The sequence below is a fragment of the Streptococcus porcinus genome, assembly GCF_900475415.1.
Classification (GTDB): Bacteria; Bacillota; Bacilli; order Lactobacillales; family Streptococcaceae; genus Streptococcus; species Streptococcus porcinus.
In genome coordinates, this window is record NZ_LS483388.1 from 592,491 (window position 1) to 618,347 (window position 25,857).

The window sequence follows — 25,857 nt, forward strand, 5'->3', positions numbered from 1 at the left end:
AACAGAAGCTACTAGCCTTTAAAAGATATGTACATCAAGAAGGACAAATAGAAGAGAGAAGTTTTAGAGGAAAGAAAAAGGAACTGAGACGATTTATCTTAGTTCATTTTCTATTATTTCAGTTTTTAATACGGCTTAGCGCCCCATGTTATAGTCATCATCTTGCATGGCTTCTACTGATCCTAACAAATAACCGTTTCCGACTTGAGAAAAGAAGTCATGGTTTGAAGTTCCAGTAGAAATACCATTCATAACGATTGGATTCACGTCATTTGCAGTATCAGGGAAAAGAGGATCTTGGCCTAGATTCATAAGGGCCTTGTTAGCGTTGTAACGTAAGAAAGTCATGACTTCATCAGTCCAGCCAACTTGATCATAAAGAGTTTTAGTGTAAGATTCTTCATTTTCATAGAGTTGGTAGAGAAGATCATACATCCATTCTCTGAAGGATTCTTGTTCTTCTTCACTTAATTCGTTAAATCCGAGCTGGAATTTATAACCAATGTAGGTTCCGTGGACGGATTCATCACGAATAATTAACTTGATGATTTCGGCTACATTTGCTAGTTTATTATTTCCTAAATAGTAAAGAGGGGTAAAAAAGCCAGAATAAAAGAGAAAAGTTTCTAGGTAAGTTGAGGCAACTTTCTTCTGTAAGGCGTTCCCATTTGCATAGATGTCATTAATGATTTTTGCTTTTTTCTGCAAGAATTCATTATTGTTGGTCCATTCAAAAATATCTTCAATTTCTTTTTTGGTATTCAATGTTGAGAAAATTGAAGAGTAGGATTTAGCATGAACAGATTCCATAAACTGAATGTTATTTAACACAGCTTCTTCATGAGGAGTTCTAATATCCGCTCGAATAGCCTCAACACCCGTTTCGGATTGCATAGTATCAAGTAAGGTTAGACCGCCAAAAACTTTACCGACTAAATCTTTTTCTTGATCGGAAAGCTTGCGCCAGTCATCCAAATCGTTTGATAGAGGTATTCGTGTATCGAGCCAGAATTGTTCCGTTAATTTTTCCCAGGTCGATTTATCGATTACATCTTCGATTTCATTCCAATTTATTGCTTCATAATAGGTTGTCATTGTATGGTTTCTCCTAAAGAGTATTATCATGATATAAACCAGTAATCCATTCTTGAGTAGATTACTGGCAGTTTCATTTTTTAATTGAATGTAATCTATTCATTTAATGATGTTAGGATTTCCCTTCCATCACTAGATGACACAAGATTCACATTGGTTTGCCCCAACTTCTTCACCATCATCAGTAAAGGTACGAACATAATAGATTGATTTAATACCTTTATTAAAGGCATAGTTACGAAGAATAGAAAGATCACGGGTTGTTTGCTTACTTTCTGTTTTCCACTCATAAATCTCTTTTGGCAGTTCACTACGAAGGAAAAGTGTCAAAGATAAGCCTTGATCAACGTGCTGTGTCGCAGCGGCGTAGACATCGATCACCTTACGCATATCCATATCATAAGCAGAAGTGTAATAAGGGATTGTATCGGTTGATAGGCCGTTTGCGGGGTAGTAAATTTTACCAATTTTTTTCTCTTGACGTTCTTCAATCCTTTGGGTTATAGGATGAATAGAAGCAGAACAGTCATTGATATAGGAGATGGAACCATTAGGGGCAACTGCTAAACGGTTTTGGTGGTAGAGGCCATCTTTTTGAACAGCTTGACGAAGAGCTTCCCAGTCGGATGCTTGGGGAATAAAGTGGCTTTTGAAGAGCTCTTTAACCAAGTCTGATTTAGGAACAAATTCTCCGGTCACATATTTATCAAAGTAAGTTCCATCGGCATATTTTGACTTTTCAAAACCGACAAAAGTTGTATGACGCTCACGAGCGATATTATTTGATTCTACCAAGGTCCAGTAATTCATCAACATAAAGTAGATGTCAGTAAATTCTACCGACTCTGGGCTGCCATATTCAATGTGATTTTGTGCTAGGAAAGAATGTAGCCCCATAGCCCCAAGTCCAAAGGTATGTGCTTGTTGATTACCATTTTTGATTGTTGGCACAGCTTCAATATGAGAAGAATCTGTAACGTAAGTCAAGGCCCTAGTCATAGCTTTAATGGAGCGACCAAAATCTGGAGAAGTCATCATATTAAGAATATTAGTTGAACCAAGGTTACATGAAATATCTGTACCTAATTCAAGAAACTCTTGAGCATCGTTAATAACACTTGGTTTTTGGACTTGTAAAATCTCTGAACAGAGATTACTCATAATGATTTTTCCGTCAATTGGATTGGTTTTATTTGCTGTGTCAATATTGATGATGTACGGGTAACCTGATTCTTGTTGTAATTTTGAAATTTCAGTTTCTAAATCACGAGCACGTAATTTGGTCTTTGTAATCTTAGGATTAGCTACTAATTCGTCGTATTTTTCAGTAATATCAATGTAATTGAAAGCAATACCGTATTCACGTTCAATGTCATATGGGCTAAACAAGTACATATCGTCATTGTTGCGAGCCAATTCATAAAATTTATCAGGAACAGTTAATCCAAGAGATAAGGTTTTAACTCGAACTTTTTCGTCAGCATTTTCTTTTTTAGTTGATAGAAAAGCGATGATATCTGGATGGAAAATATTGAGGTAGACAACGCCAGCTCCCTGTCTCTGACCTAATTGGTTGGAGTATGAAAAGCTATCTTCAAACAGTTTCATAACAGGCACAACACCAGAAGCAGCACCTGCATAGCCTTTAATAGGAGCACCAGCCTCGCGAAGGTTTGATAAACTAATACCTACACCACCCCCGATTCGAGATAATTGCAAAGCTGAATTGATAGAACGACCAATTGAATTCATGTCATCAGTAACTTGAATGAGAAAACAAGAAACCAATTCTCCACGACGACTACGCCCAGCATTCAAAAAAGAAGGAGTTGCTGGCTGATATCGTTGATTAATCATTTCAATTGCTAAATCTTTTGCTAGTTCTTCATTGCCGTCAGCATAGTAGAGGGCATTGAACATTACGCGATCTTCAATGCTTTCTAGGTAAAGGTCACCATCATTTGTTTTCAAAGCATACTGTTGGTAGAATTTATAGGCGGCCATAAAAGATTTAAAGCGAAAATTTTCTGATTTTAGGATGGCAGCTAACTCTTCAATAAATTCTGGCCGGTATTTTTGAATAAATGCAGTTTCAATATAGTCATTTTCTATTAAGAATGTAACCTTATCAGTAATAGATGAAAATTGTTTTGTATTTGGTAACACATTCTCTTTAAAAAAAGCTTTTAGAGCTTCTTTGTCTTTGTTTAAGGGAATTGTCCCATTAACGGGACGGTTAATTTCGTTATTTAGGCGAAAATAAGAAATATCGCCAATATCTTTAAGACTCATAAAAAAACTTCCTTACTACTTAAATAATTTCTTTTAATTTTGCGGGCTGGAATCCTGAGAAAACCATCTGATCACTCTCGATAACAGGAGCAGCAGTAAATCCTAAACTTTTAACATACTCAATTTTTTCAGGGTGTTCATCAATGTTAATTTCTTGGAAATTTGCTCCGTTTTGTTCTAAGAATTTTTTTGTCATTTTACATTGCATACAGTTATTTTTTGAATAAAGTGTAATCATAAATAATTTCTCCTTTGGTTTTTTCAATACTCTAATAGCATATAAAAATTGTATTTAAAAAGCAAGATTTTTCTCTTAAAAAAACACAATATTTTGGGGTTGTTGTTTACCTACGTCACTATATATTGTGTGAGCATTGACCTAGACTAGTGCTTAAGAAGATGGAAGGAACACTTTTTCCTCAGATAGTGGAAAAAGTACTTGGCACAATCTGTTTCTACTGAGCTATGACTATAGCAATCATTTAAAAATGATTAGCTGAGGAAACAAAGTGTAGAAAATGTATTTAGGGAAAACGAGATATACAGAAAATTTCATGAAAGTTTACCATTGAAGTGTAGAAAGTTTGAGGTTAGAGATGAAGATGAGAAGGAAAATTTCTAATAGAGATAAGCATTTAAGGCAGATTGGAGGTATATGAAAATTTTAGGAAAACTTTTAGAGCTTTTTTCTTGTTAGAAGATTTAATCTTGAAAATAAAAAGACAATATGCTATAATCTGTTATTGTAAGGGTTACCATGTGGCGACTCGAAAATACACAACTATTAAAAGGAGAACCATACTATGGCTTCAAAAGATTTTCACATTGTTGCGGAAACAGGAATTCACGCACGTCCAGCAACATTACTAGTTCAAACAGCTAGCAAATTTGCATCAGACATCACTTTAGACTATAAAGGTAAAGCTGTTAACTTAAAATCAATCATGGGCGTAATGAGCCTTGGTGTTGGTCAAGGAGCTGATGTTACAATCACTGCTGAAGGTGCTGACGCTGATGATGCTATCGCAGCTATCGAAGACACAATGACAAAAGAAGGATTGGCATAAGATTATGACAGAAATGCTTAATGGAATCGCAGCTTCAGATGGTGTTGCCGTTGCCAAAGCATATCTACTCGTTCAACCGGATTTGTCGTTTGAGACTATTACAGTCCAAGATACAAACGCAGAAGAAGCTCGCCTTGATGTAGCATTACAAGCTTCACAAGACGAGCTTTCTGTTATTCGTGAGAAAGCAGTAGAGAGCTTAGGAGAAGAAGCAGCATCAGTTTTCGATGCCCATTTAATGGTTTTAGCTGATCCTGAAATGATTAGCCAGATTAAAGAGACCATTCGTGCAAAACAAACCAATGCAGAAACTGGACTAAAAGAAGTAACGGATATGTTTATCACAATCTTTGAAGGGATGGAAGATAATCCATACATGCAAGAACGTGCTGCTGATATTCGTGACGTTGCCAAACGCGTATTGGCACATCTTTTAGGTGTTAAATTACCAAATCCTGCTACAATTGATGAAGAGTCAATCGTTATTGCACATGATTTGACTCCTTCTGATACAGCACAATTAAACAAGCAGTTTGTTAAAGCTTTTGTTACTAATATTGGTGGACGTACTAGTCACTCTGCTATTATGGCACGTACCCTTGAAATTGCTGCTGTTTTAGGAACAAACGATATTACACAACGTGTTAAAGACGGTGATATTGTTGCTGTTAACGGGATTACTGGTGAAGTTATCATCAATCCTAGCCAAGACCAGATTGTTGCCTTCAAAGAAGCAGGCGCTGCGTATGCTAAACAAAAAGCTGAGTGGGCATTGTTAAAAGATGCTGAAACTGTTACTGCTGATGGTCAGCATTTTGAACTTGCAGCAAACATTGGTACTCCAAAAGATGTTGAAGGTGTCAATGATAATGGTGCTGAAGCAGTTGGTCTTTACCGTACAGAGTTCCTATATATGGATTCACAAGACTTCCCAACTGAAGATGAGCAATATGAAGCCTACAAAGCTGTTTTAGAAGGTATGAACGGCAAGCCAGTTGTTGTCCGTACAATGGACATCGGTGGGGATAAGGAATTACCGTATTTTGATCTTCCAAAAGAAATGAACCCATTCTTAGGTTATCGTGCCCTTCGTATCTCAATTTCTGAAACAGGAGATGCTATGTTCCGTACGCAGATTCGTGCTTTGTTACGCGCTTCTGTTCACGGTCAACTGCGTATCATGTTCCCAATGGTTGCACTGCTTAAAGAATTCCGTGCAGCGAAAGCCGTCTTTGAGGAAGAAAAAGCGAAGCTTACAGCTGAAGGAATTGCGGTTTCAGAAGATATTCAAGTTGGTATTATGATTGAGATACCAGCAGCAGCAATGTTGGCAGACCAATTTGCAAAAGAAGTTGATTTCTTCTCGATTGGAACCAACGATTTGATTCAATATACAATGGCTGCTGATCGTATGAATGAACAAGTTTCATATCTTTATCAACCTTATAACCCATCAATCCTACGTCTAATTAACAACGTGATTAAAGCAGCTCACGCTGAAGGTAAATGGGCTGGTATGTGTGGTGAAATGGCTGGTGATCAACAGGCTGTTCCATTACTTGTAGGAATGGGCTTAGATGAGTTCTCAATGTCTGCTACATCTGTATTACGCACACGAAGCTTAATGAAAACTCTTGATACTGCCAAGATGCGCGAATATGCGCAACGTGCATTGACAGAATGTTCTACAGCTGAAGAAGTACTTGAATTAGCCAAAGTTTACTTACCAGAAAATTAATCTACGAAGTTGGGGAACCAACTTCTTTTTGTTAATAAAATATTTTGAGGCTTCAAATTGTTTTAATATTCTGAAAATAATTATATCAGATGTTTGAATTATCCTGAAAAAGTGTTAGAATAGTTGTATTATCTAAAAAGGAGATAAGTAATTTGACTAAACAGTATAAAAATCTTGTTAACGGTGAATGGAAACTTTCTGAAAATGATATCAAGATTTACGCACCAGCAACTGGAGAAGAATTAGGTTCTGTTCCAGCTATGTCAACTGATGAAGTAGACTTTGTCTATGATTCAGCGAAAAAAGCCTTTCCAGCTTGGCGTAGTTTATCCTATGTAGAACGCGCAGCAATTCTACATAAAGCGGCAGATATTTTAATTAGAGATGCAGAAAAGATTGGTGCTATTCTTTCTAAAGAGGTGGCAAAAGGTCATAAAGCAGCTGTAAGTGAAGTTGTTCGTACGGCTGAAATTATCAACTATGCTGCGGAAGAAGGTATCCGTATGGAAGGGGAAGTGCTTGAAGGCGGTAGTTTTGAAGCATCAAGTAAGAAAAAAATTGCCATCGTTCGACACGAACCTGTAGGTCTAGTCTTAGCTATCTCACCATTTAACTATCCCATTAATTTAGCAGGCTCAAAAATCGCTCCTGCTTTAATTGCTGGTAATGTTGTCGCCCTCAAACCGCCAACACAAGGCTCTATCTCTGGTTTACTATTAGCAGAAGTTTTTGCTGAGGCTGGAGTACCGGCAGGTGTCTTTAATACTATCACAGGTCGTGGTTCTATTATTGGGGACTACATTGTTGAGCACGAAGCGGTTAACTTTATTAATTTCACAGGTTCGACACCTGTTGGGGAACATATCGGTCAATTAGCTGGTATGCGCCCAATTATGCTTGAACTTGGTGGTAAAGACTCAGCTATCGTTTTAGAAGATGCTGATTTAGCTCTTGCGGCTAAAAATATTGTTGCCGGTGCTTTTGGTTATTCTGGACAACGTTGTACAGCCGTTAAACGTGTGTTGGTTATGGATAGCGTTGCAGATGAGCTAGAAAAACATGTTTGTGATTTAGTTTCTAATTTAAGCATTGGTATGCCAGCTGATGATGCTGACATCACTCCTTTGATTGATACTAAGGCTGCAGATTTTGTTGAAGGTTTAATTGAAGATGCTAACTCAAAAGGAGCAAAAGCTTTAACAGAGATCAAACGTGAGGGCAATCTTCTTTCACCAGTAGTGTTTGATCATGTTACAACAGATATGCGTTTAGCATGGGAGGAACCGTTTGGACCAGTTTTACCATTTATTCGTGTGAAGTCTGTTGAAGAAGCTATTGAGATTTCAAATGCTTCTGAATATGGTTTACAAGCTTCAGTATTCACTAATAACTTTCCACAAGCCTTTGCAATTGCAGAACAACTAGAAGTGGGTACTGTTCACCTTAATAATAAAACGCAACGTGGAACTGATAATTTCCCATTCCTAGGTGCTAAAAAATCAGGTGCAGGAGTACAAGGGGTTAAATACTCAATTGATGCAATGACAAACTTAAAATCAATTGTTTTTGACATTGCATAATCAAGATAGAGTTCTCATGAACAAGTTTTCTTAGAAAACTTGTTTTTATTTAATAATAATTTATCAGTTAATTTAATTGATTTTCCTGAATAATGCCACATTTTTTCCATTTATTTCTCTTATCTATTGTGTTAAAATATCAAAGTAGTTAAGGAGAAAATATGAAGAAAATTCTATACCTTATCATCACACTTTTTCTGGCTGTTGGCCTTGGTCTAGCAGCATATGCTTATCATGAAAAACAAATGCAAAAACAAATAGCAAGTGCTGTAATAACAGAAAAGAAAAAGCAACTTGATGGTCCAGAAATGAAATCTATCAAAGTTTTAAAGGTGGGTAATAAACAGTTCTATTATTTAGCGCCGTTAAAAGATAATAGTTCATTCTATAAAGAAAATTTACCTTTATCTTTGTACCAAAATCTAAGTGATAAAAAAGAAATTATTTTTATTAAGCCAGAATTCAAAGACACCCCTTTAAATAAGGTCAAAAAGGTCTTTATTCACCAAATAACCTATAAAAAAGAATTATTTAAGCTTACTAAAAAATCAGATAAAATTATTAGTAGTTATCATTTAAAATCCGATTATAGTCAGTTTAAAGTAACTGATTTAGTCAATGGTCATATTGATCGGATTGCTCAAGAAATTAAAAAATTAGATCCTGAGGCTGTTTTTGACCCTAGTATCATGGGTAGACTTTCTGAACGCAAAGGAAAGCTATCAGATACGTTGCTGATTAATGAAAAAGGGATTATCGTTCAAGACAAGAAGATTATTCCCTTTCAAAATCTGTTTGACGTTATTGATTCTCAGTATCTAAAGGGGCAAATAAAAAATGACTATGAACACTATCTGAAAAAGAAAAAAGAAGAAGCAGATGCTAAAGCTTCTAAAGAAAAAATGGTTGCTCTAACCTTTGATGATGGTCCAAATCCTGCAACTACTCCAAAAGTTTTAGAGTTGCTAAGTAAATATGGCGCTAAAGCAACCTTCTTTATGATGGGATCAAAAATTGCTGGAAATGAAGCACTAGTCAAAAAAGTACATGATTTAGGTAATGATATTGGTAATCATTCTTGGGATCATCCCAACTTAACTAAGTTAAGCCCAGACCAAGTTAAGTCACAAATTCAATCAACTAATGATGCCATAGCAAAAGCCTGTGGTCAAAAGCCTATCTACCTAAGGCCACCATACGGTGCAACAAATGAGATGGTAAAACAAGCCTCCGGTATGAATCAGATGCTGTGGACAGTGGATACCCGTGATTGGGAAAATCATAGTACTGAAGGGATTATGTCAAATATTAAGAGTCAACTACAACCTGGTGGTGTTATATTGATGCATGACATTCACCAAACATCAGTAGATGCTTTACCGACTGTTTTGGAGTATCTGAAAAAAGAAGGCTATCGTTGTGTAACGATTAGTCAATTGATGGGGGAATAAAAAAGTAGTTCGGTTACAATTGAAATAGCTCTTAGAAATGCTTTTATTGCAGTTTTTCTAAGGGCTTTTTTCTTGAATAAAAGAAAAAAATTGAAGAAAAACTAGTCGCAGTGGACTTTTTCTTCAATCTAAATCAAAATCTTAAATAAATTTTTTATTTTTGTTGTAATTTCTGGTTACGCAAGGTTAATTCTGAGACTGGGGCAAACTTTTTTAATTTCTTGATGTCTTCGGGATGATTAACAAAGGTAATAACTATCCCTTTATTCCCCATTCTACCGGTCCTGCCAGCTCGATGAGTGTAGTTTTCCTTATCACGGGCTACTTCAAAATTAATAACATACTCAAGCTGATCAATATCAATGCCTCGAGCAACTAAATCAGTAGCTAATAAGAGTGAAATGTCATCATTCTTAAATTTTTCAAGAATTGCTTTTCGAAATTTCACACTGATATCGCTAGCAAGAGAAACAGCATTTGTTCCCATATATTGTAATTTTTCTTCACTTGCTCCTAAATCGGATAGACTATTAAAGAAAACTAGGGCCCGAAAGCTAGGGATATTGGCAAATTTTCGTAAAAGGTCAAGGCGATCACGTTTATCTACCGTTATATAGTAGTGCTCGATAGAGGTTAACTTTTGATGAGATAAGTCAATAGTTACCGTGTCGGTAGCTAAAACATCTTTTGAAACTTTATCAGTTGCGCTCATGTAGATCATTTGATGGTTCTTAGGGACGTGATGAGAAATTTTTTGAACAAAACGATATTGTGAGTCGCCTAGAAGTTCATCAAATTCATCTAATACAATAGTCTCTACATTCATCATTTTAATTTTTTTATGTTGAATTAACTCATAAACCCGACCTGGAGTACCAATTATAATTTGGGGGCCTTTTTTGAGGCGTTCGATTTGTCTTTTCTGACTTGTACCAGAAATAAAGAGTTGAGCGATTATTCCTAATGGCTCAGCCCATTCTTTGGTAACGTCAAATATTTGACCGGCCAATTCTGTATTTGGGGCTAGAATTAACAATTGCTGGGCTTTCTTACCTTCAATCTTTAATAGGCTTGGTAAGAGATAGGCTAAGGTTTTACCGGTTCCAGTTGGGCTAATACCCAATACATTTTTGCCTTGGCGAATTGGTTCAAAGGCTTGTTCTTGAATAGGGGTTAACTGTGCGATTTGACTCTTGGCAAATTGATCTTGCCAAATTTGGGGAAATTCTTTTAACATTCTAGGTCCTTTTAACTTTCTTACTATATATTATAGCATGAAATAGTGTTAGTTTCTAAGTATAGTTAAGCTCAATTTTAAAATCGGATTAGATAGCCATATTGTTTGAATTTTGGTAAAATATACCGAAGACTTTTTAGAGATGGAGTAAAGAATGAATAAGAAACCGATTATTATAGGTGTTACAGGTGGGTCTGGAGGCGGAAAAACAAGTGTATCACGAGCAATTTTAGATCATTTTCCTAATGCAAGAATTGCTATGATTCAACATGATTCTTATTATCGGGATCAAGCTCATTTAAGTTTTGAAGAAAGAGTAAAGACGAATTATGATCACCCATTAGCTTTTGAAACTGATTTTATGATTGAACAGCTAAAAGAATTATTAGAAGGACGACCGGTTGATATTCCGATATATGATTATAAAGCACATACTCGGAGTCATAAAACCTTCCGTCAAGAGCCACAAGATGTTATTATTGTCGAAGGAATCCTAGTATTAGAGGATGAGCGATTACGTAATTTAATGGATATCAAACTTTTCGTTGATACTGATGATGATATTCGAATTATTCGTCGTATTAAACGTGATATGATGGAACGTGGTAGAAGTTTAGATAGTATTATTGAACAGTACACAACTGTTGTAAAACCTATGTATCATCAATTTATTGAGCCAAGTAAACGTTATGCAGATATTATTGTGCCTGAAGGTGTGAGTAATGTCGTAGCTATTGATTTAATCAATACGAAAATTGCAAGTATATTAGCGGAATATCAAGGTGAATAGTTTAAGAGGAATTCTAGCACTTCTCAGTGTATTATTGTTTTGGAACTTAATTGTTTTTGTGGTCTATGGGGTTGATAAAAGCAGAGCAATTAAAGGTCAATGGCGTATCTCAGAATCAACTTTAATCGTAATGACTCTCTTTTTTGGAGGACTAGGTGCTTGGCTTGGCGCTAAAATATTTCACCATAAAACACAGAAATGGTACTTTCAAGTGGTTTGGTGCATAGGACTAGTTATTCTTGTGATACTGGGATATTTTATTTATTTTTACTCTGGTCTCAATTAAGCTATTGAAAGTAGGCTATTCAGATTTTGAATGGCAAAGGTAACATTTAAAGAAAAAAATTTCTTGTGGTATAATAGAACAATGAATATGACGACAAAAGAAAAAAATTATCAACTCATGATTGCTCAGGCGCAGGCATTATTTGCCAACGAAGATAATGCTATGGCAAATTTAGCAAATGCTAGTGCCTTATTAATGGCTAGTTTACCGTACTCTGTTTTTTCGGGTTTTTATTTATTCGATGGAAAAGAGCTCATTCTAGGCCCTTTTCAAGGTGGTGTTTCCTGTGTTCGGATTGCTCTAGGTAAAGGTGTTTGTGGTCAAGCTGCGCTAGAAGAAAAAACAATTATTGTATCAGATGTCACACAACATGAAAATTATATTTCCTGTGATTCCAAGGCAATGAGCGAGATTGTGATACCTATGATTAAAAACGGTCACCTATTGGGAGTCTTAGATTTGGACTCTTCAGTAGTGGATGATTATGATCAATTAGACCGTGTCTACCTGGAGCGATTGGTCGCAATTTTGGTAGAGAATAGCTCTTTCAATTTTGAAATGTTTGGGGTGAACAATTAATGTACCAAGCTTTATATCGAAAATATCGGAGTCAAACCTTTGCTGAGATGGTTGGACAAAAGGTGGTTTCGACAACTTTAAAACAAGCTGTTTCATCAGGCAAAATTAGCCATGCTTATTTATTTTCTGGACCCCGCGGAACGGGTAAAACGAGTGCCGCTAAAATTTTCGCAAAAGCAATGAACTGCCCAAATCAAGTTGATGGGGAACCTTGCAATCACTGTGATATCTGCCGTGATATTACCAATGGTAGTTTAGAGGATGTGATTGAGATTGATGCAGCTTCAAATAATGGAGTTGATGAGATTCGTGAGATTCGTGATAAATCAACTTACGCCCCTAGTCGAGCGACTTATAAGGTTTACATTATAGATGAAGTTCATATGTTGTCGAGTGGCGCTTTCAATGCTCTATTAAAGACTTTGGAAGAACCCAGCCAAAATGTTGTCTTTATCTTAGCTACAACAGAGCTTCATAAAATTCCTGCTACGATTCTTTCAAGAGTTCAACGATTTGAATTCAAGTCTATCAAACAGAATGACATTAGTAGTCATCTTGCCTGGATTTTAGAAACAGAAGAAATTCCTTATCAAGAGGGTGCCTTAGATTTGATTGCCCGAAGGGCAGAAGGCGGTATGAGAGATGCCTTATCGATACTGGATCAGGCATTAAGTTTATCATCTGAAAACCAAGTTGATTTAGCTATTGCTGAAGAAATAACGGGGTCAATTAGTTTAGCCGCTCTAGACACCTATGTGTTCAACCTCCGTCATCACGACGCCCAAGCAGCGCTATCAGATCTAGCTACCATTTTTGATAACGGCAAAAGCATGAGTCGGTTTGCTACGGACTTACTCACTTATTTGAGAGATTTATTGGTGGTAAAAGTAGGTGGTCAGTCCTATTCACAATCTGAGTACTTTCAGGAGAATTTGCAGATTGAAACAGACTCTATTTTTGCTATGATTGCAACGATTACCAAGTATTTACCGGAAATTAAAAAAGGCAGTCATCCTAAAATTTATGCTGAAATGATGACCATCGCCTTGTCTAAACCGACTGCTTCAGCTACTGTAGGAATGTCAGAAGAAGTACTGACTGATTTGGAAAATTTGCGATCTGAAGTGGCTTTATTAAAAGAGAGTTTAGAATCTTTAGAATCACAGGCTTCGCAAACGCAAGGGAATACAGCTGTTGCTAGTAAAGTTAATTATTCTCGGAAAACCTTTACCTATAAAGTAGATCGTCAGAAAATTTTGACTATCATGGAGGAAACTGTTCAAGAGCGTGAAAAATCACGACAATATCTAGACTCTTTAAAATCAGTGTGGAATGAAATTTTGGATAGTATTCCTCCCCAAGATAGAGCTTTACTTTTAGGCTCAGAGCCAGTCCTAGCCAATAGTGAAAATGCTATTTTAGCCTTTGAAGCAGCTTTCAATGCGGAGCAAGCTATGAACCGTCAAGATTTAAATGATATATTTGGGAATATTATGAGTAAGGCTGCTGGTTTTTCGCCAAATATCCTTGCAGTACCGAGGGCTGATTTTAATCACATTAGATCGGAGTTTGCTAAGCAAATGAAGGCTCAATCACAGGAGCCGGTAGAAGAAAAAAAATCCAATGAGATTCCAGAAGAGTTCGGTTTCTTAAAGGATAAAATAAAAACAACAGAGGATTAATGATCACTAAAAAAAGAAAATTCATGGCAGAATTTTCTTTTTATTGATAGAATACCAATATGACAATTAGACAATTTATAATTATGGCCATTATTTGCGCCTTTGAAACTTATTTTTTTAATGAAGCAATTTTTTCAGGTAATTTATTATTTGCTGGCTTTTGGGGCTTTTTGTTGATAAGAGATTTAAGAAAAGCTCATGCCATTACTAAATTTGCTAAGAGTTTGTTAGAAGCAACGCGATCTACCAAGAAGAAAGACTAATTTCGCCACTTCTTAAGATTTGCTGTTGGCCATCAGCTAGTTGTACTATGAGATGACCCTGATCTGTAATGTCAATAGCGCGTGCAGTTACTAATTGGTCCTTTTCTAAAAAAGAAACCTCTCTGTCTAGTACTAATGATTTTTCTTTGTAAACCTTTAAATGGTCTTTAACAGGAATATTAAAAAATAGATTCCATATTTCAATGATTAGTTGATTACGACTGATGGGGGCATTTCCCTGAAAAAGGGATCCAGCCTTAGAGCGGATTTCATCAGGAAAAATTGGGATATCGAAATTTAATCCTACACCAATAATAACATCTGTAATTAAGCCTGTTTCAACAGAAGTAATAGCTTCGGTAATGATACCGGCTATTTTTTTTTGATCCAAGTAGATATCATTAACCCATTTAATCTGGGTTTCAATGCCTGTTAAACGAGAAATGGCTTTAACGATACTTGAAGCTACCATTAGTGTATAAGGGTTAAGTTGAGCGTAAGTAACATTTGGTCTTAAATGAAGAGACATGTAGATACCACCTGTATTAGATGTAAAAAAGTCACGATTCATTCGACCTTTAGCTTTTTCCTGACTGGTTGCTAGGAATAAATGGGGAGTCTGCTCGTTAGCTGTAATACTATCTTTAGCATCTTTCTGGGTTGATATACTATTTGCAGTTAAGGTCACTGGAAAGTCTAAGGCTTGACTAATATAATCAGGTAACAGCAAGTCGCCTCTTACGAGCTTATAGCCTTTAACTTTCGATTTCTCAATGACTAATCCTTGATTTTCTAAAGATTTAATAGCTTTCCAGATAGAAGTTCTAGATAAATTAATTTTATCTGCCAACACTTCACCACTAACAAATTGATTAGATTCATTTAAAAGAGTATATATTTTTTCAGATGTTTTCATAGTTATAGTATAGCTTATTTTTTGTTCTTTTTAAAGTTAGAGCTCAAAAAAGCAGTTTATTTAATTAAACAAATATTATAATAAAATAAATAAAGCATTGCAAAAAGAAACTTTTTTGATATAATTAACTAGTTAACTAAAATTTTGGAGGAAAAATGAAAAAACGTACATATTTACTTATAGTAGGACTGACATTATCATGTGGTGCTGCTATCGCTATTAATTTATCGCAGTCTAAAGAATTATCGAAGACTGTGCCTGGAAGTCAAAAAATCAGCACTGAGGTTCAAAAAAAAGAAAAGGTAGCTGCTTCTAAAAAAAGAAAGGGGACAGCAGGTGTTGATTATCCGACAAGTGATGGTTTTAAATTAGAGGCTCACTCAAAGATTTTATCTCGGACTGATTCAGGGATTGTAGTAGAACATGGCAATCATTCCCATTTCATTTTCTATAAAGATTTACAGGGGACTGCTTTTGCCTATTTGATACCTGAGGGTGCAAGTCTAAGTAAGCCATCCGAACTGACGATGAAATCTTCTGATTTTGGTGCAGGTCACCATTATGTCTTTGATCCCAAAGATATTGTTGCAGAAGATGCTAATGGTTATACCGTAAGGCATGATGATCATTTTCATTATATTTTAAAATCAAGTCTAGGGCTTACTTCAGCTACCCCCACTAACCTGGCTCACTCTCAGATCTTCCATCGTAGTAGACACTATGTGCCTCAAAATAGAGGAATTTCTGGTTTAGACTATGCAACTTCGGATGGCTTTAAATTTGATGGAACTGGTATTGTCGGGACTACAAAGGAGAGTATTCTAGTTAATCATAACGGTCATTTGCATCCGATTTCTTTTGAGGATTTACGTAAATCAGGGTGGGAAACTGTTGCAGAAGAATTTGAACATAAAGCTAATAAAAAAGACCACAATACTGTTGAGAAAAAAGAAGATGATTTTCAACTTAAGCTAGACTACCTGGCAAAAGCTTTGAATCTACCCTCAACTGTCATTGAACGCATTGAAACAGAAGATGGTCGGATTGGCCTTAAGTATCCACATCATGATCATAGTCATGTCTTGATGTTAGAGGATATTGAGCTAGGTCAACCTATCCCTGATCCCCATGAACTTGAGCATGAGAGGGAATTAGAAAAGCACAAAGTAGGCATGCAGACCTTGAAAAAGATGGGCTTTGATGATGATGTAATTCTTGACATTGTTAGAACTCATCAAGCAGAAACTGCATTTCCATCTAATGAAACCAATCCGGAGCTAATGAAAAAATGGTTAGCTACAGTTAACAAATTAGATCTTGGTAGTCGTCAGAATCCGTTAAAACGTTTTGGTTTGGCCCTTCTTCCAAATTTAGAAACCTTAGGTATTGGCTTTACACCAATTGATGATATGAAGCCAGTTCTTCAATTTAAAAAATTGAAACGTTTATTAATGACAGCAACAGGGGTTAAGAATTATGATTTCTTACAGTATATGCCACAGCTTGAAGCTATTGATATCTCACAAAACCAGGTAAGTGATTTAAGCTTTTTGAAGCCCTATAAAAATTTGAATCTAATTGCAGCGGCAGATAATAATATCAAATCATTGGAACCTTTAGCAGAACTTCCGAATTTAAAGTTTTTAGTCTTGAGTAATAACGATATTCAAGATTTGAAGCCGTTACAAGGTTTGGATAAGTTGCAAGAAATTCATATTGAGAATAATAAAATTAGTGACTTGAGTCCATTAGCTGGAAAGAAAGAGGTAAAAGTTTTAAATCTTTCAGAAAATAGTAATGTTGATTTATCAACTTTAAACCTTCCAAATTTGGAGACTCTGACAGTTAACAATAGTGGCTTGAAACATTTAACATTCTTGGGAAAAAATTTGTCACTTTCAGAATTAACTGCAGAAAAAAACCAAATCGACAATTTAGAAGGGATCGAATTGGCTAAAAAACTTCATTTTCTTGATCTTCAAGGGAATAAGATTAGCAGCCTGAAAATTCCTGGGAAACAGAAATCTCTAAAATTTATAAATGTTTCTGACAATAAGTTACAAAACTTAGAGGGAATAAATGACTATAAAGCACTGGAAACCTTACGTGCAGCTTCTAATGAGATTAACACCTTAAAGATATCAGAACCAAATCAACAAGTTAAAAGTCTAGACGTCAGCCATAATCAGATACCCAAAGAAGAGTTGACTTTAAATGAGAAAGAAATTCCAGTCGGAGTAGCCCAACATTTTAAAGCTGTTACAGAAGGCTCCATTGAAGGGAATAAACCTGTTCACGAAACCTCTAAATTATTAGAAAAGAGTACTGATAGTAAAGAGGATAGTAAAGAAGCGACTGAGTAATTTCTCTTGTTTTTGCATAGATTCCTATAGTCTCCCAAACATTTTTCTCAAAGGTAATAAGTTGATAATCTCAAAAAAATGATATAATAGACAAGTTAATGAGTCCCGAAAAGGCAGAAAAGATAATTTTTCTGGTTCTTTGTAACTTTTTAACCACATTGGTCTAAAAGACTGATAAAATTGCAAGAATTAAGCTTGCAAGTGTTTAAATTTATTAAAAGGGGGACATTTATATGTCAGAACGTAAACTTTTCACGTCTGAGTCAGTTTCGGAGGGACATCCAGATAAGATTGCAGATCAAATTTCGGATGCAATTTTAGATGCTATCCTTACTGAAGACCCAGAAGCCCATGTAGCTGCTGAGACAGTTGTATATACTGGATCTGTTCATGTTTTTGGGGAAATTTCGACATCAGCCTATGTTGATATTAATCGTGTGGTACGTGATACTATCGCAGAAATTGGTTACACTGAGGCAGAATATGGTTTTTCTGCAAATTCTGTAGGTGTACACCCATCTTTAGTTGAGCAATCAGCCGATATTGCGCAAGGTGTTAATGAAGCTCTCGAAATCCGTGAAGGTGCTGCTGATGAATTGAATGCTATAGGTGCTGGTGATCAGGGGCTAATGTTTGGCTTTGCGATTGATGAAACACCGGAATTAATGCCTCTACCTATAGCTTTGTCACATAAGTTGGTTAAAAAGTTAGCTGATTTACGAAAAGCTGGTACTATTTCCTATTTGAGGCCAGATGCTAAATCTCAAGTAACAGTTGAGTATGATGAGTCAGATCAACCAGTCAGAGTCGATACTGTTGTTATCTCTACTCAACATGATCCTGATATTAGCAATGAACAAATTCGCCAAGATGTAATTAATCACGTTATTAAAACGGTCATACCTGCTAATTTACTGGATAGCCAGACACGCTATTTTATCAATCCTACAGGACGGTTCGTTATCGGAGGACCTCAAGGAGATTCTGGCCTAACAGGTCGTAAAATCATCGTTGATACCTACGGAGGCTATTCTCGTCATGGTGGAGGTGCCTTTTCTGGTAAAGATGCTACTAAGGTGGATCGCTCAGCTTCTTATGCAGCTCGCTATATTGCTAAAAATATTGTTGCAGCTGGACTTGCTAGAAAAGCTGAAGTACAATTGGCGTATGCAATTGGGGTTGCCCAGCCGGTTTCTGTTAGAATTGATACCTTTAATACGGCAACTATATCAGAGAGTCGGATTGAAGCAGCAGTGAGACAATTATTTGATTTACGTCCTGCCGGAATTATCCAGATGCTTGATTTGAAACGCCCTATTTACAAGCAAACGGCTGCTTATGGACATATGGGAAGAACAGATATTGAGCTTCCTTGGGAAAAAACAGATAAAGTTGATGCTTTGAAGGAACTATTAAGTTAAGTTTTTGTTACAATTTTAATTTTTACAAAAAGATAGGTGAGTGTTCATCTATCTTTTTTGAATTTTTAATAGATATTTCCCGAAGGTTGTAAAGTCAGTCTGAGCATCCATTTGTATTGCACATTAAATTATGATAAAATAAAAAGGTTGAATTCTAGTTTAAGAAAGATCTGAAAGTATGCGAAAAATTATTATTAATGGTGGTAAGCCTTTATCGGGACAAGTGGCTGTCTCTGGTGCAAAAAATAGTGTGGTAGCTTTAATTCCTGCTATTATTTTAGCTGATGATAAGGTGACTTTAGACGGTGTTCCTAATATCAGTGATGTTGATAGTTTGGTTGATATTATGGAAATTATGGGGGCTCAATGTCTTTATCAAGATGAAACACTTACGATTGATCCTAGTCAGGTCAAAAGCGTTGCTATGCCCTATGGTAAAATCAATAGTTTAAGAGCATCTTATTATTTTTATGGTAGTCTCTTGGGACGTTTTGGGAAAGCTACTGTTGGGTTGCCAGGAGGTTGCGATTTAGGTCCAAGGCCGATTGATTTGCATTTAAAAGCTTTTGAAGCGATGGGGGCGGAAGTTTCCTTTGAAGGTGAGTATATGCATTTAGAGGCCAGAGGTGGACGCCTCCATGGTGCTCATATTTACATGGATACCGTTAGTGTGGGGGCAACAATTAATACAATGTTAGCCGCTACTCGAGCAGTTGGAAAAACAGTGATTGAGAATGCTGCTAGGGAGCCTGAAATTATTGATATTGCAACTTTGTTGAATAACATGGGAGCACACATTCGAGGCGCGGGTACAGACATTATTACGATTGAAGGTGTAGAAGCACTTCATGGGACGAGCCATCAAGTTATTCCGGATAGAATTGAAGCAGGTACTTATATTGCTATGGCAGCAGCCATTGGTGAAGGTATTAAAATCACAAATGTTTTATATGAACATTTAGAAAGTTTTATTGCTAAGTTGGAAGAAATGGGTGTTCGGATGACGGTTGAAGAAGATGCTATCTTTGTTGAGAAACAAGAGAATCTTAAGGCAGTGAATATTAAAACATCTCCTTACCCTGGCTTTGCTACTGATTTACAACAACCCATGACACCTCTACTCTTGTCTGCGAACGGTCGAGGCACTATTATTGATACTATCTATGAAAAACGTGTCAATCATGTTCCTGAAATGGCTCGTATGGGTGCTAATATTTCAATATTGGGTGGTCAAATTGTGTTTCAAGGGCCAAATCAATTGACTGGAGCTCAAGTTAAAGCAACTGATTTAAGAGCTGGAGCTGCTTTAGTAACAGCAGGTTTGATGGCTGAAGGGCGTACAGAAATTCATAATATTGAATTTATCCTTCGTGGATATGCTAAAATTATTGAAAAATTAAAAGCACTTGGTGCTGATATTGAATTAATTGAAGAATAGATAAATGAAGCTTGTTTAATGGATGCTAACTTAGCATTATTAACAAGCTTTTTAGATTTTAGGGAGACTTATAAGTAGCTTTAGAATCTTATGATTAGGAATTGTATGAGATAGTCGATCTCTTTTTGAGAACTTAACAACGAATTGACTACTTTTTAATCTGAAAACAACTTTTAAGTTATCAGATGAATTTTTATTTATAAATGCATATTATAAGAAGTATATCTAATAAAACAAAAAAATAAGTAAAATAATATAAAAATTCTAAAATTCTATTGACAATACATCAGATGAATAGTATCATAAAAATGTAAATAAAAACGCTTCCAAAAGTGGTGGTGAAAAAGGAGGTTTCTCTGATGGAGAAAACAATTGAATACAGGGAAGAAGTGGTAAGTTATAATCGAGCGAAGGTTTGGGAATTAGTTCTTTTTGCTCTTAATAATGCATCCACAAATATCTATCTGTTTACATTTATGTTTGTGACTTACTTTTCAACGGGTATTTTAGGTCTAGCAGCTATTTTTGTTAGTCAAATTATGGGTTACATTCGTATTTTTGATGGATTTATCGACCCCGCTATCGGTATTATCATTGATAAGACAGAAACAAAATTTGGTAAGTACCGTCCTATTTTAATTTTGGGGAATGTCATTACTGCCTTATCTTTGATTTTACTGTTAGCGCTAAGCAATGTTGATCAAAACATTCGCTTCCCATTGTTTGTCATTGTTTTAATTATTCATAAAATTGGTTATTCTATGCAACAAACCATTACTAAAGCAGGACAAACAGCCCTCACTAACGACCCAAAGCAACGTCCAATTTTTAATATTGTAGATGCAGTTATGACAACCTCGCTGATGACGGGTGGACAGTTTGTTGTTTCTTCATTCTTAGTACCAAAATTTGGTAATTTCACTCCTCAATTCTTCAATGCTCTTATTTATGGCACTATTATTATTTCAGCAGTATTGGCTACCCTTGCAGTTATTGGTATTTGGTCAAAAGACCGGAAAGAATTTTTTGGACTTGGAGAAAACACCCAGAAGACACAGTTAAAAGATTACTGGAAAGTAATTAAAGGTAATAAACCGTTACAAGTTCTCTCTATAGCTGCCGCTTTGGTCAAATTCACTGTTCAATTCTTTGGTGATTCTGTTGTCATGGTAATGCTCTACGGTATCCTCTTTGGTAATTATGCCTTATCAGGACATTTTTCATTGCTCTTTGTTATTCCAGGAGTGCTACTCAATATTGTGATTTCAAACATTGCTCGTAAAAAAGGTTTACGGTTCTCTTATATTAAATCATTGCAATTAGCTTTAATCTCCCTTCTTGCATTTGGTGTAGTACTTTACTTTGGTAAGCAAGGATCTTTAAGTTTAACAAATATTAATCTTTATACAGTTTGTTTCATTATCACTTATATGTGTGCTCGTTATATTAGTCAAGCACCAGCAGGACTTGTTTTAACTATGGGTGCTGATATCTCTGACTATGAAACTTCTGAATCAGGACGCTATGTTTCTGGTATGATAGGAACAATTTTCTCGCTAACAGATTCTATCGCATCATCTTTTGCACCAATGGTGGTCGGTGCGATTTTAGCTACAATTGGTTTCTCTAAGGCTTATCCAACAATGGAAACACCTTTGACACCCGAGTTGAAAATGGCTACAATTATCTTATTAGTAGGTATTCCATTTATCTCTTTATTAGTAGCTTTAGTATTGATGAAATTCTATAAACTAGATAAAGAAGAAATGGTTCGTATTCAAGAAAAAATTCAAATCATGAAATCAGCTTCAAGTGATGAACGTGTTAAAGCAATTGCTAAGAACGTTCCGTTAACTGATATGGATTATGTCGATGTGACTCAATATCCTATTGATAAAGATTAGTTTACTGGAACAGCTGTGCCTATGGTACCGCTGTTTCCTTTTTTTTGAAGAATAATTAGGGAGTTTTTATGGCAAAAGTACTTTCTTTGGGTGAGATTCTGCTGAGATTAAGTCCACCACAATATCAAACCTTAACCCAAGCTAACCAGTTAGATTGTCAGTTTGGAGGTTCGGAGTTAAATGTATTAGCAACGCTGGCGCAATTAGGTCATGATGTTTCTTTAATTTCAGTTATTCCTGATAACGACTTGGGACGTATGACAGAACAGTTCTTGTTTTCAAAACAAATTGGGCAGGAATTTATTATAAAAAAAGGTGACCGGCTTGGTTTATATTTCTACCAAAAAGGTTTTTCAATCAGATCAAGTAGGGTAACTTATGATCGTAAATATTCCGCTTTTTGGGAAAGTCGTTTGACAGATTTTGATTTTGAAGCAGTTTTTAACGACGTAGATTGGTTTCATGTGTCGGGGATTACGCCTGCTCTAACAGAGGAATTATATTCTATTACTGAATTTTTGATGAAAAAAGCACAATCGCTAGGGGTAAAAGTATCATTTGATTTAAATTTTAGAGCTAGTTTATGGGACTCTTTTCAACAAGCTCGTCAAAAGCTATCATCACTTATACGCTTCGCTAATGTTTGTGTCGGTATTGAACCAATTGTTCTAGAGGGTGAAAGTAAAGACTTGAAAGATGAACTAGGCTTGGCAAGGCCATATTGTGATGAAAAGCTCTTACTTCATATAGTGAAAGAAATTGCAAATAAATACCAGTTAGAATCGATAGCTTTTACCCAGAGAGAAAGCACTCATACTAATGAGTACCAATTGAAAGCATTTCTCTTTCAAAATGGAACATTATATAAAACTGAGAAAACAGGTATTCAAGTGTTAGATCGTGTTGGAACTGGAGATGCTTTTACTGCGGGCTTAATCCATGGTTTATTAAGCGAAGGACAACCACAATTAGCCCTTGAAACGGCTATGGCTTGTTTTAAATTTAAACACACAATTGAAGGTGATATTAATGTTGTTACTAACCATGATATTGAACAATTATTATATTCAGACTCACATGAAATAAAAAGATAAGGAGAAAAAATGTTATATCCACTGTTGACAAAGACAAGAAGTATTTATGATTTAAATGGAGTATGGAATTTTACTTTGGGGACCCATGATCCAAAGACACTATTAAGTTCAGAGGAACTGATGGTTGTCCCTAGTTCCTTTAATGATGTAATTGTTGATACAGAAAAACGAAACTATATTGGTGATTTTTGGTATGAGCGATTGGTAGATCTGCCATCTGTATCAGATGCGGAAGAATTAGTGATTCGGTTTGGTTCAGTTACACATCATGCTAAAGTTTATGTTAATGGAGCTTTTTTAGGAGAACATAGAGGTGGCTTTACTCCATTTGAAGTTGTTATTCCAGATGATTATTATCAAGAAGGTCAGATTAAGCTTTCAGTTTGTGTTAATAATTGTTTAGACTACACAACACTACCTGTTGGTAACTATTCAGAAGAAGTTATTGAAGATGGCTCAATTAAAAAAGTAGTTAAGGAAAATTTTGACTTTTTTAACTATGCAGGTATTCATAGACCGGTGAAATTGGTTGTTAGACCTAAAAATCATATTTCTGATATTGTCATTAACTCAGTTCTTTCAGATGATTTAAAATCTGCAGATATAGAAGTTACTATTAGTACTAGTAAGCCCATTGATTCCTATAAAATTAGCATTTTAGATGAAGATAAAAATATTCTTACGGAATCCTTAACAGGTCAGATTCATTTGGAACAGATTCACTTGTGGGAAGTTCTAGATGCCTATCTTTATACAGCACGTATCGAAACGTTTTGTGAAGGTATTCTATCTGACGTTTTTGAAGAAACTTTTGGTTTACGTAAGATTGAAGTAAAAGATGCACAATTTTTAATTAACAATAAGCCTGTCTATTTTAAAGGGTTTGGAAAGCATGAAGATACTTTTATTAATGGGCGTGGCCTTAATGAAGCAGCTAATTTAATGGATTTAAATCTCTTAAAAGAAATTGGAGCTAATTCTTTTAGAACTTCGCACTATCCTTACTCTGAGGAAATGATGAGATTGGCGGATAGAATGGGGATTTTAGTTATTAATGAAGTGCCTGCCGTGGGCTTATTTCATAACTTTATGGCTTCGCTTGATTTGGATGATAAAGATAATGGAACTTGGAATGTTATGAAGACTAAAGGAGCGCATGAACAAGCTATTCGAGAGCTGGTTAAGCGTGACAAAAATCATCCTTCGGTAGTGATGTGGGTTGTGGCAAATGAACCTGCCAGCCATGAAGAAGGTGCTCGCGATTACTTCAAACCTTTAGTTCAGTTATATAGAGAATTAGACCCAGAAAAAAGACCGGTAACGTTAGTTAACATTATGATGGCTACTCCGGATAAAGACCAGGTCATGGATCTGGTAGATGTTGTCTGCTTAAATCGCTATTACGCATGGTATGTTGACCATGGAGATTTGAAAAAAGGGGAAGCAGGGCTACGTAAGGAATTGCTAGCTTGGCAAGAAAAATTCCCTGAAAAACCAATTATCATGACAGAGTACGGAGCAGATACACTGCCAGGATTACATTCCTCTTGGGCTATTCCTTATACGGAAGAGTTTCAATCTGCTTTTTATGAGATGTCTCATAGTGTCTTTGATAGCATACCAAACTTAGTTGGTGAGCAAGTGTGGAATTTTGCTGATTTTGAAACTAATTTGATGATCTTACGTGTTCAAGGGAATCATAAAGGGCTGTTTTCAAGAAATCGTCAGCCTAAACAAGTCGTCAGAGATTTTAAAGAACGCTGGAAAGCTATTCCTAATTACCATTACAAAAAGAAATAGTGTACAATAGAAATAGGTAAATGAGAAGAGGTGATGAAATGGCTAGGCCTTTAGTAGAACAAGCGGCGGATCGCTTAATGCATTTGATACTAGAGCGGGAATATCCTATAGGTGCCAAACTTCCAAATGAGTATGAATTAGCCCAAGATCTTGATGTTGGAAGAAGTACGGTACGTGAAGCCGTTAGAAGTCTTGCTGCTCGAAATATTTTGGAGGTTAGACAGGGATCGGGTACTTATATTAGTTCCAAGAAAGGCGTTGCAGAGGACCCTTTTGGTTTTGCATTTGTTAAAGATCGTGTGAAACTAACAACTGATTTATTTGAATTACGCTATCTGCTGGAGCCACGGATTGCAGAAAGAGCTGCACAATTTGCTAATGATGAGGATATTAAACGTTTAGAAGAAATTGTTTATGCAATTGAAGAAGCTTTGGAGGCAAATGATCCAATCCATCTTGAATTAGATGTTAAGTTTCATAGTATGATAGCAGAGATGAGTGGCAATATTGCAGTCTCTAGTTTAATTCCAGTTATTAATCAATCTATTCAAATCATCAATGAAGACTATACAAATCGTCAGATGAAAAAAACAAGTATTGAAGCTCATCGAAATATTTTAAAGGCCATTCAATCAAGGCATCCTATCGCTGCGTACGATAGCATGATGTCTCATGTTCTTACAGTTAGACAGTCGGTGTTGAATGATTGGTTTGATAAGAAGATTGATATCCAAGGCTTACCGTCCTCTAAAAAGTGATAAATAATGAAAAGAAGATTAGTTCATCTGATCTTTTTTTCTTTTTTTAAAGTAAAATTCTTGACAATTCATCTGATGACTTCTATAATATAATTATGGTAAC

General features: G+C 35.8%; 21 protein-coding genes. 16 read left to right on the forward strand and 5 right to left on the reverse strand.

All coding sequences use genetic code 11. The features are described from left to right. Nucleotides 1-135 precede the first annotated feature (135 nt). From nrdF to nrdH, 3 genes are all read right to left on the reverse strand, one after another. Entirely contained in the window at nt 136-1,095 is a 960-nt protein-coding gene (nrdF, locus tag DQM45_RS02980; RefSeq protein WP_003085394.1) for a class 1b ribonucleoside-diphosphate reductase subunit beta, read from the reverse strand. 132 nt (nt 1,096-1,227) lie between these two features. Then, complete coding sequence (gene nrdE, locus DQM45_RS02985) at nt 1,228-3,387, reverse strand: class 1b ribonucleoside-diphosphate reductase subunit alpha (RefSeq protein ID WP_003083589.1); 2,160 nt, start codon at nt 3,385-3,387, stop codon at nt 1,228-1,230. Between the two features lie 19 nt (nt 3,388-3,406). Continuing rightward, a complete protein-coding gene (gene nrdH / locus DQM45_RS02990) occupies nt 3,407-3,625 on the reverse strand; it encodes a glutaredoxin-like protein NrdH (RefSeq protein ID WP_003083060.1) in 219 nt (72 codons plus the stop codon). A 565-nt stretch (nt 3,626-4,190) separates the two neighbouring features. Between nrdH and DQM45_RS02995 the strand changes: the two genes are divergently transcribed. The 4 genes from DQM45_RS02995 (at nt 4,191) to DQM45_RS03010 (ending at nt 9,223) form a co-directional block, all read left to right on the forward strand. Next, a complete protein-coding gene (locus DQM45_RS02995; protein WP_003085030.1) occupies nt 4,191-4,454 on the forward strand; it encodes a phosphocarrier protein HPr in 264 nt (87 codons plus the stop codon). 4 nt (nt 4,455-4,458) lie between these two features. Next, nucleotides 4,459-6,192, forward strand: a complete 1,734-nt coding sequence (gene ptsP / locus DQM45_RS03000; protein ID WP_003083223.1) for a phosphoenolpyruvate--protein phosphotransferase — start codon at nt 4,459-4,461, stop codon at nt 6,190-6,192. Between the two features lie 152 nt (nt 6,193-6,344). Then, complete coding sequence (locus tag DQM45_RS03005) at nt 6,345-7,772, forward strand: NADP-dependent glyceraldehyde-3-phosphate dehydrogenase (RefSeq protein ID WP_003084711.1); 1,428 nt, start codon at nt 6,345-6,347, stop codon at nt 7,770-7,772. 161 nt (nt 7,773-7,933) lie between these two features. Next, on the forward strand, nt 7,934-9,223 hold the full coding sequence (locus DQM45_RS03010; protein ID WP_003083857.1) for a polysaccharide deacetylase family protein: 1,290 nt from the start codon (nt 7,934-7,936) through the stop codon (nt 9,221-9,223). A gap of 154 nt (nt 9,224-9,377) precedes the next feature. Here DQM45_RS03010 and DQM45_RS03015 read toward each other — a convergent pair whose 3' ends face one another. Then, on the reverse strand, nt 9,378-10,460 hold the full coding sequence (locus tag DQM45_RS03015) for a DEAD/DEAH box helicase (protein WP_003085883.1): 1,083 nt from the start codon (nt 10,458-10,460) through the stop codon (nt 9,378-9,380). A gap of 154 nt (nt 10,461-10,614) precedes the next feature. Between DQM45_RS03015 and udk the strand changes: the two genes are divergently transcribed. The 5 genes from udk (at nt 10,615) to DQM45_RS03040 (ending at nt 14,060) form a co-directional block, all read left to right on the forward strand. Next, nucleotides 10,615-11,250 (forward strand): uridine kinase, encoded by a 636-nt coding sequence (gene udk, locus DQM45_RS03020; protein WP_003082967.1) that lies wholly within the window; start codon nt 10,615-10,617, stop codon nt 11,248-11,250. A 10-nt stretch (nt 11,251-11,260) separates the two neighbouring features. Next, the gene (locus DQM45_RS03025; protein WP_039985009.1) at nt 11,261-11,536 is read left to right on the forward strand and encodes a DUF1294 domain-containing protein; all 276 of its coding nucleotides are present in this window, start codon (nt 11,261-11,263) and stop codon (nt 11,534-11,536) included. Nucleotides 11,537-11,617: 81 nt separating this feature from the next. Beyond that, nucleotides 11,618-12,115 (forward strand): GAF domain-containing protein, encoded by a 498-nt coding sequence (locus tag DQM45_RS03030; RefSeq protein ID WP_039985010.1) that lies wholly within the window; start codon nt 11,618-11,620, stop codon nt 12,113-12,115. Beyond that, nucleotides 12,115-13,797 (forward strand): DNA polymerase III subunit gamma/tau, encoded by a 1,683-nt coding sequence (gene dnaX, locus DQM45_RS03035; RefSeq protein ID WP_003085082.1) that lies wholly within the window; start codon nt 12,115-12,117, stop codon nt 13,795-13,797. The genes DQM45_RS03030 and dnaX overlap by 1 nt, the downstream gene beginning before the upstream one ends. Nucleotides 13,798-13,856: 59 nt before the next feature. Next, nucleotides 13,857-14,060: a DUF3272 family protein gene (locus tag DQM45_RS03040; RefSeq protein ID WP_039984826.1), complete on the forward strand. Its 204-nt coding sequence runs from the start codon at nt 13,857-13,859 to the stop codon at nt 14,058-14,060. Here DQM45_RS03040 and birA read toward each other — a convergent pair. After that, nucleotides 14,041-14,976: a bifunctional biotin--[acetyl-CoA-carboxylase] ligase/biotin operon repressor BirA gene (gene birA, locus DQM45_RS03045; RefSeq protein ID WP_003082988.1), complete on the reverse strand. Its 936-nt coding sequence runs from the start codon at nt 14,974-14,976 to the stop codon at nt 14,041-14,043. The two genes, DQM45_RS03040 and birA, sit on opposite strands and share 20 nt — an antisense overlap. A gap of 155 nt (nt 14,977-15,131) precedes the next feature. Between birA and DQM45_RS03050 the strand changes: the two genes are divergently transcribed. The 7 genes from DQM45_RS03050 to DQM45_RS03080 all read left to right on the forward strand — a co-directional run bounded on the left by DQM45_RS03050 (nt 15,132) and on the right by DQM45_RS03080 (nt 25,754). Next, on the forward strand, nt 15,132-17,339 hold the full coding sequence (locus DQM45_RS03050) for a pneumococcal-type histidine triad protein (RefSeq protein WP_003085352.1): 2,208 nt from the start codon (nt 15,132-15,134) through the stop codon (nt 17,337-17,339). Nucleotides 17,340-17,572: 233 nt separating this feature from the next. Then, nucleotides 17,573-18,760 (forward strand): methionine adenosyltransferase, encoded by a 1,188-nt coding sequence (gene metK / locus DQM45_RS03055; RefSeq protein ID WP_003086030.1) that lies wholly within the window; start codon nt 17,573-17,575, stop codon nt 18,758-18,760. A 178-nt stretch (nt 18,761-18,938) separates the two neighbouring features. Next, complete coding sequence (locus tag DQM45_RS03060) at nt 18,939-20,198, forward strand: UDP-N-acetylglucosamine 1-carboxyvinyltransferase (RefSeq protein WP_003082690.1); 1,260 nt, start codon at nt 18,939-18,941, stop codon at nt 20,196-20,198. 359 nt (nt 20,199-20,557) lie between these two features. Beyond that, on the forward strand, nt 20,558-22,102 hold the full coding sequence (locus DQM45_RS03065; RefSeq protein WP_003086002.1) for an MFS transporter: 1,545 nt from the start codon (nt 20,558-20,560) through the stop codon (nt 22,100-22,102). A 68-nt stretch (nt 22,103-22,170) separates the two neighbouring features. Further along, entirely contained in the window at nt 22,171-23,196 is a 1,026-nt protein-coding gene (locus tag DQM45_RS03070) for a sugar kinase (RefSeq protein ID WP_003083761.1), read from the forward strand. 9 nt (nt 23,197-23,205) lie between these two features. Next, entirely contained in the window at nt 23,206-24,996 is a 1,791-nt protein-coding gene (uidA, locus tag DQM45_RS03075) for a beta-glucuronidase (protein WP_003085472.1), read from the forward strand. Between the two features lie 38 nt (nt 24,997-25,034). Continuing rightward, entirely contained in the window at nt 25,035-25,754 is a 720-nt protein-coding gene (locus DQM45_RS03080) for a FadR/GntR family transcriptional regulator (RefSeq protein ID WP_003083415.1), read from the forward strand. Nucleotides 25,755-25,857 lie beyond the last annotated feature (103 nt).

Coding starts and splice junctions, on each gene's coding strand:
- DQM45_RS03080 (WP_003083415.1), top strand. CDS start 25,035: ATGGCTAGGCCTTTAGTAGAACAAGCGGCGGATCGCTTAATGCATTTG.
- DQM45_RS03060 (WP_003082690.1), top strand. CDS start 18,939: ATGCGAAAAATTATTATTAATGGTGGTAAGCCTTTATCGGGACAAGTG.
- uidA (WP_003085472.1), top strand. CDS start 23,206: ATGTTATATCCACTGTTGACAAAGACAAGAAGTATTTATGATTTAAAT.
- DQM45_RS03065 (WP_003086002.1), top strand. CDS start 20,558: ATGGAGAAAACAATTGAATACAGGGAAGAAGTGGTAAGTTATAATCGA.
- DQM45_RS03010 (WP_003083857.1), top strand. CDS start 7,934: ATGAAGAAAATTCTATACCTTATCATCACACTTTTTCTGGCTGTTGGC.
- udk (WP_003082967.1), top strand. CDS start 10,615: ATGAATAAGAAACCGATTATTATAGGTGTTACAGGTGGGTCTGGAGGC.
- DQM45_RS03040 (WP_039984826.1), top strand. CDS start 13,857: ATGACAATTAGACAATTTATAATTATGGCCATTATTTGCGCCTTTGAA.
- nrdE (WP_003083589.1), bottom strand. CDS start 3,387: ATGAGTCTTAAAGATATTGGCGATATTTCTTATTTTCGCCTAAATAAC.
- DQM45_RS03030 (WP_039985010.1), top strand. CDS start 11,618: ATGAATATGACGACAAAAGAAAAAAATTATCAACTCATGATTGCTCAG.
- nrdH (WP_003083060.1), bottom strand. CDS start 3,625: ATGATTACACTTTATTCAAAAAATAACTGTATGCAATGTAAAATGACA.
- birA (WP_003082988.1), bottom strand. CDS start 14,976: ATGAAAACATCTGAAAAAATATATACTCTTTTAAATGAATCTAATCAA.
- DQM45_RS02995 (WP_003085030.1), top strand. CDS start 4,191: ATGGCTTCAAAAGATTTTCACATTGTTGCGGAAACAGGAATTCACGCA.
- metK (WP_003086030.1), top strand. CDS start 17,573: ATGTCAGAACGTAAACTTTTCACGTCTGAGTCAGTTTCGGAGGGACAT.
- DQM45_RS03070 (WP_003083761.1), top strand. CDS start 22,171: ATGGCAAAAGTACTTTCTTTGGGTGAGATTCTGCTGAGATTAAGTCCA.
- nrdF (WP_003085394.1), bottom strand. CDS start 1,095: ATGACAACCTATTATGAAGCAATAAATTGGAATGAAATCGAAGATGTA.
- ptsP (WP_003083223.1), top strand. CDS start 4,459: ATGACAGAAATGCTTAATGGAATCGCAGCTTCAGATGGTGTTGCCGTT.
- dnaX (WP_003085082.1), top strand. CDS start 12,115: ATGTACCAAGCTTTATATCGAAAATATCGGAGTCAAACCTTTGCTGAG.
- DQM45_RS03015 (WP_003085883.1), bottom strand. CDS start 10,460: ATGTTAAAAGAATTTCCCCAAATTTGGCAAGATCAATTTGCCAAGAGT.
- DQM45_RS03050 (WP_003085352.1), top strand. CDS start 15,132: ATGAAAAAACGTACATATTTACTTATAGTAGGACTGACATTATCATGT.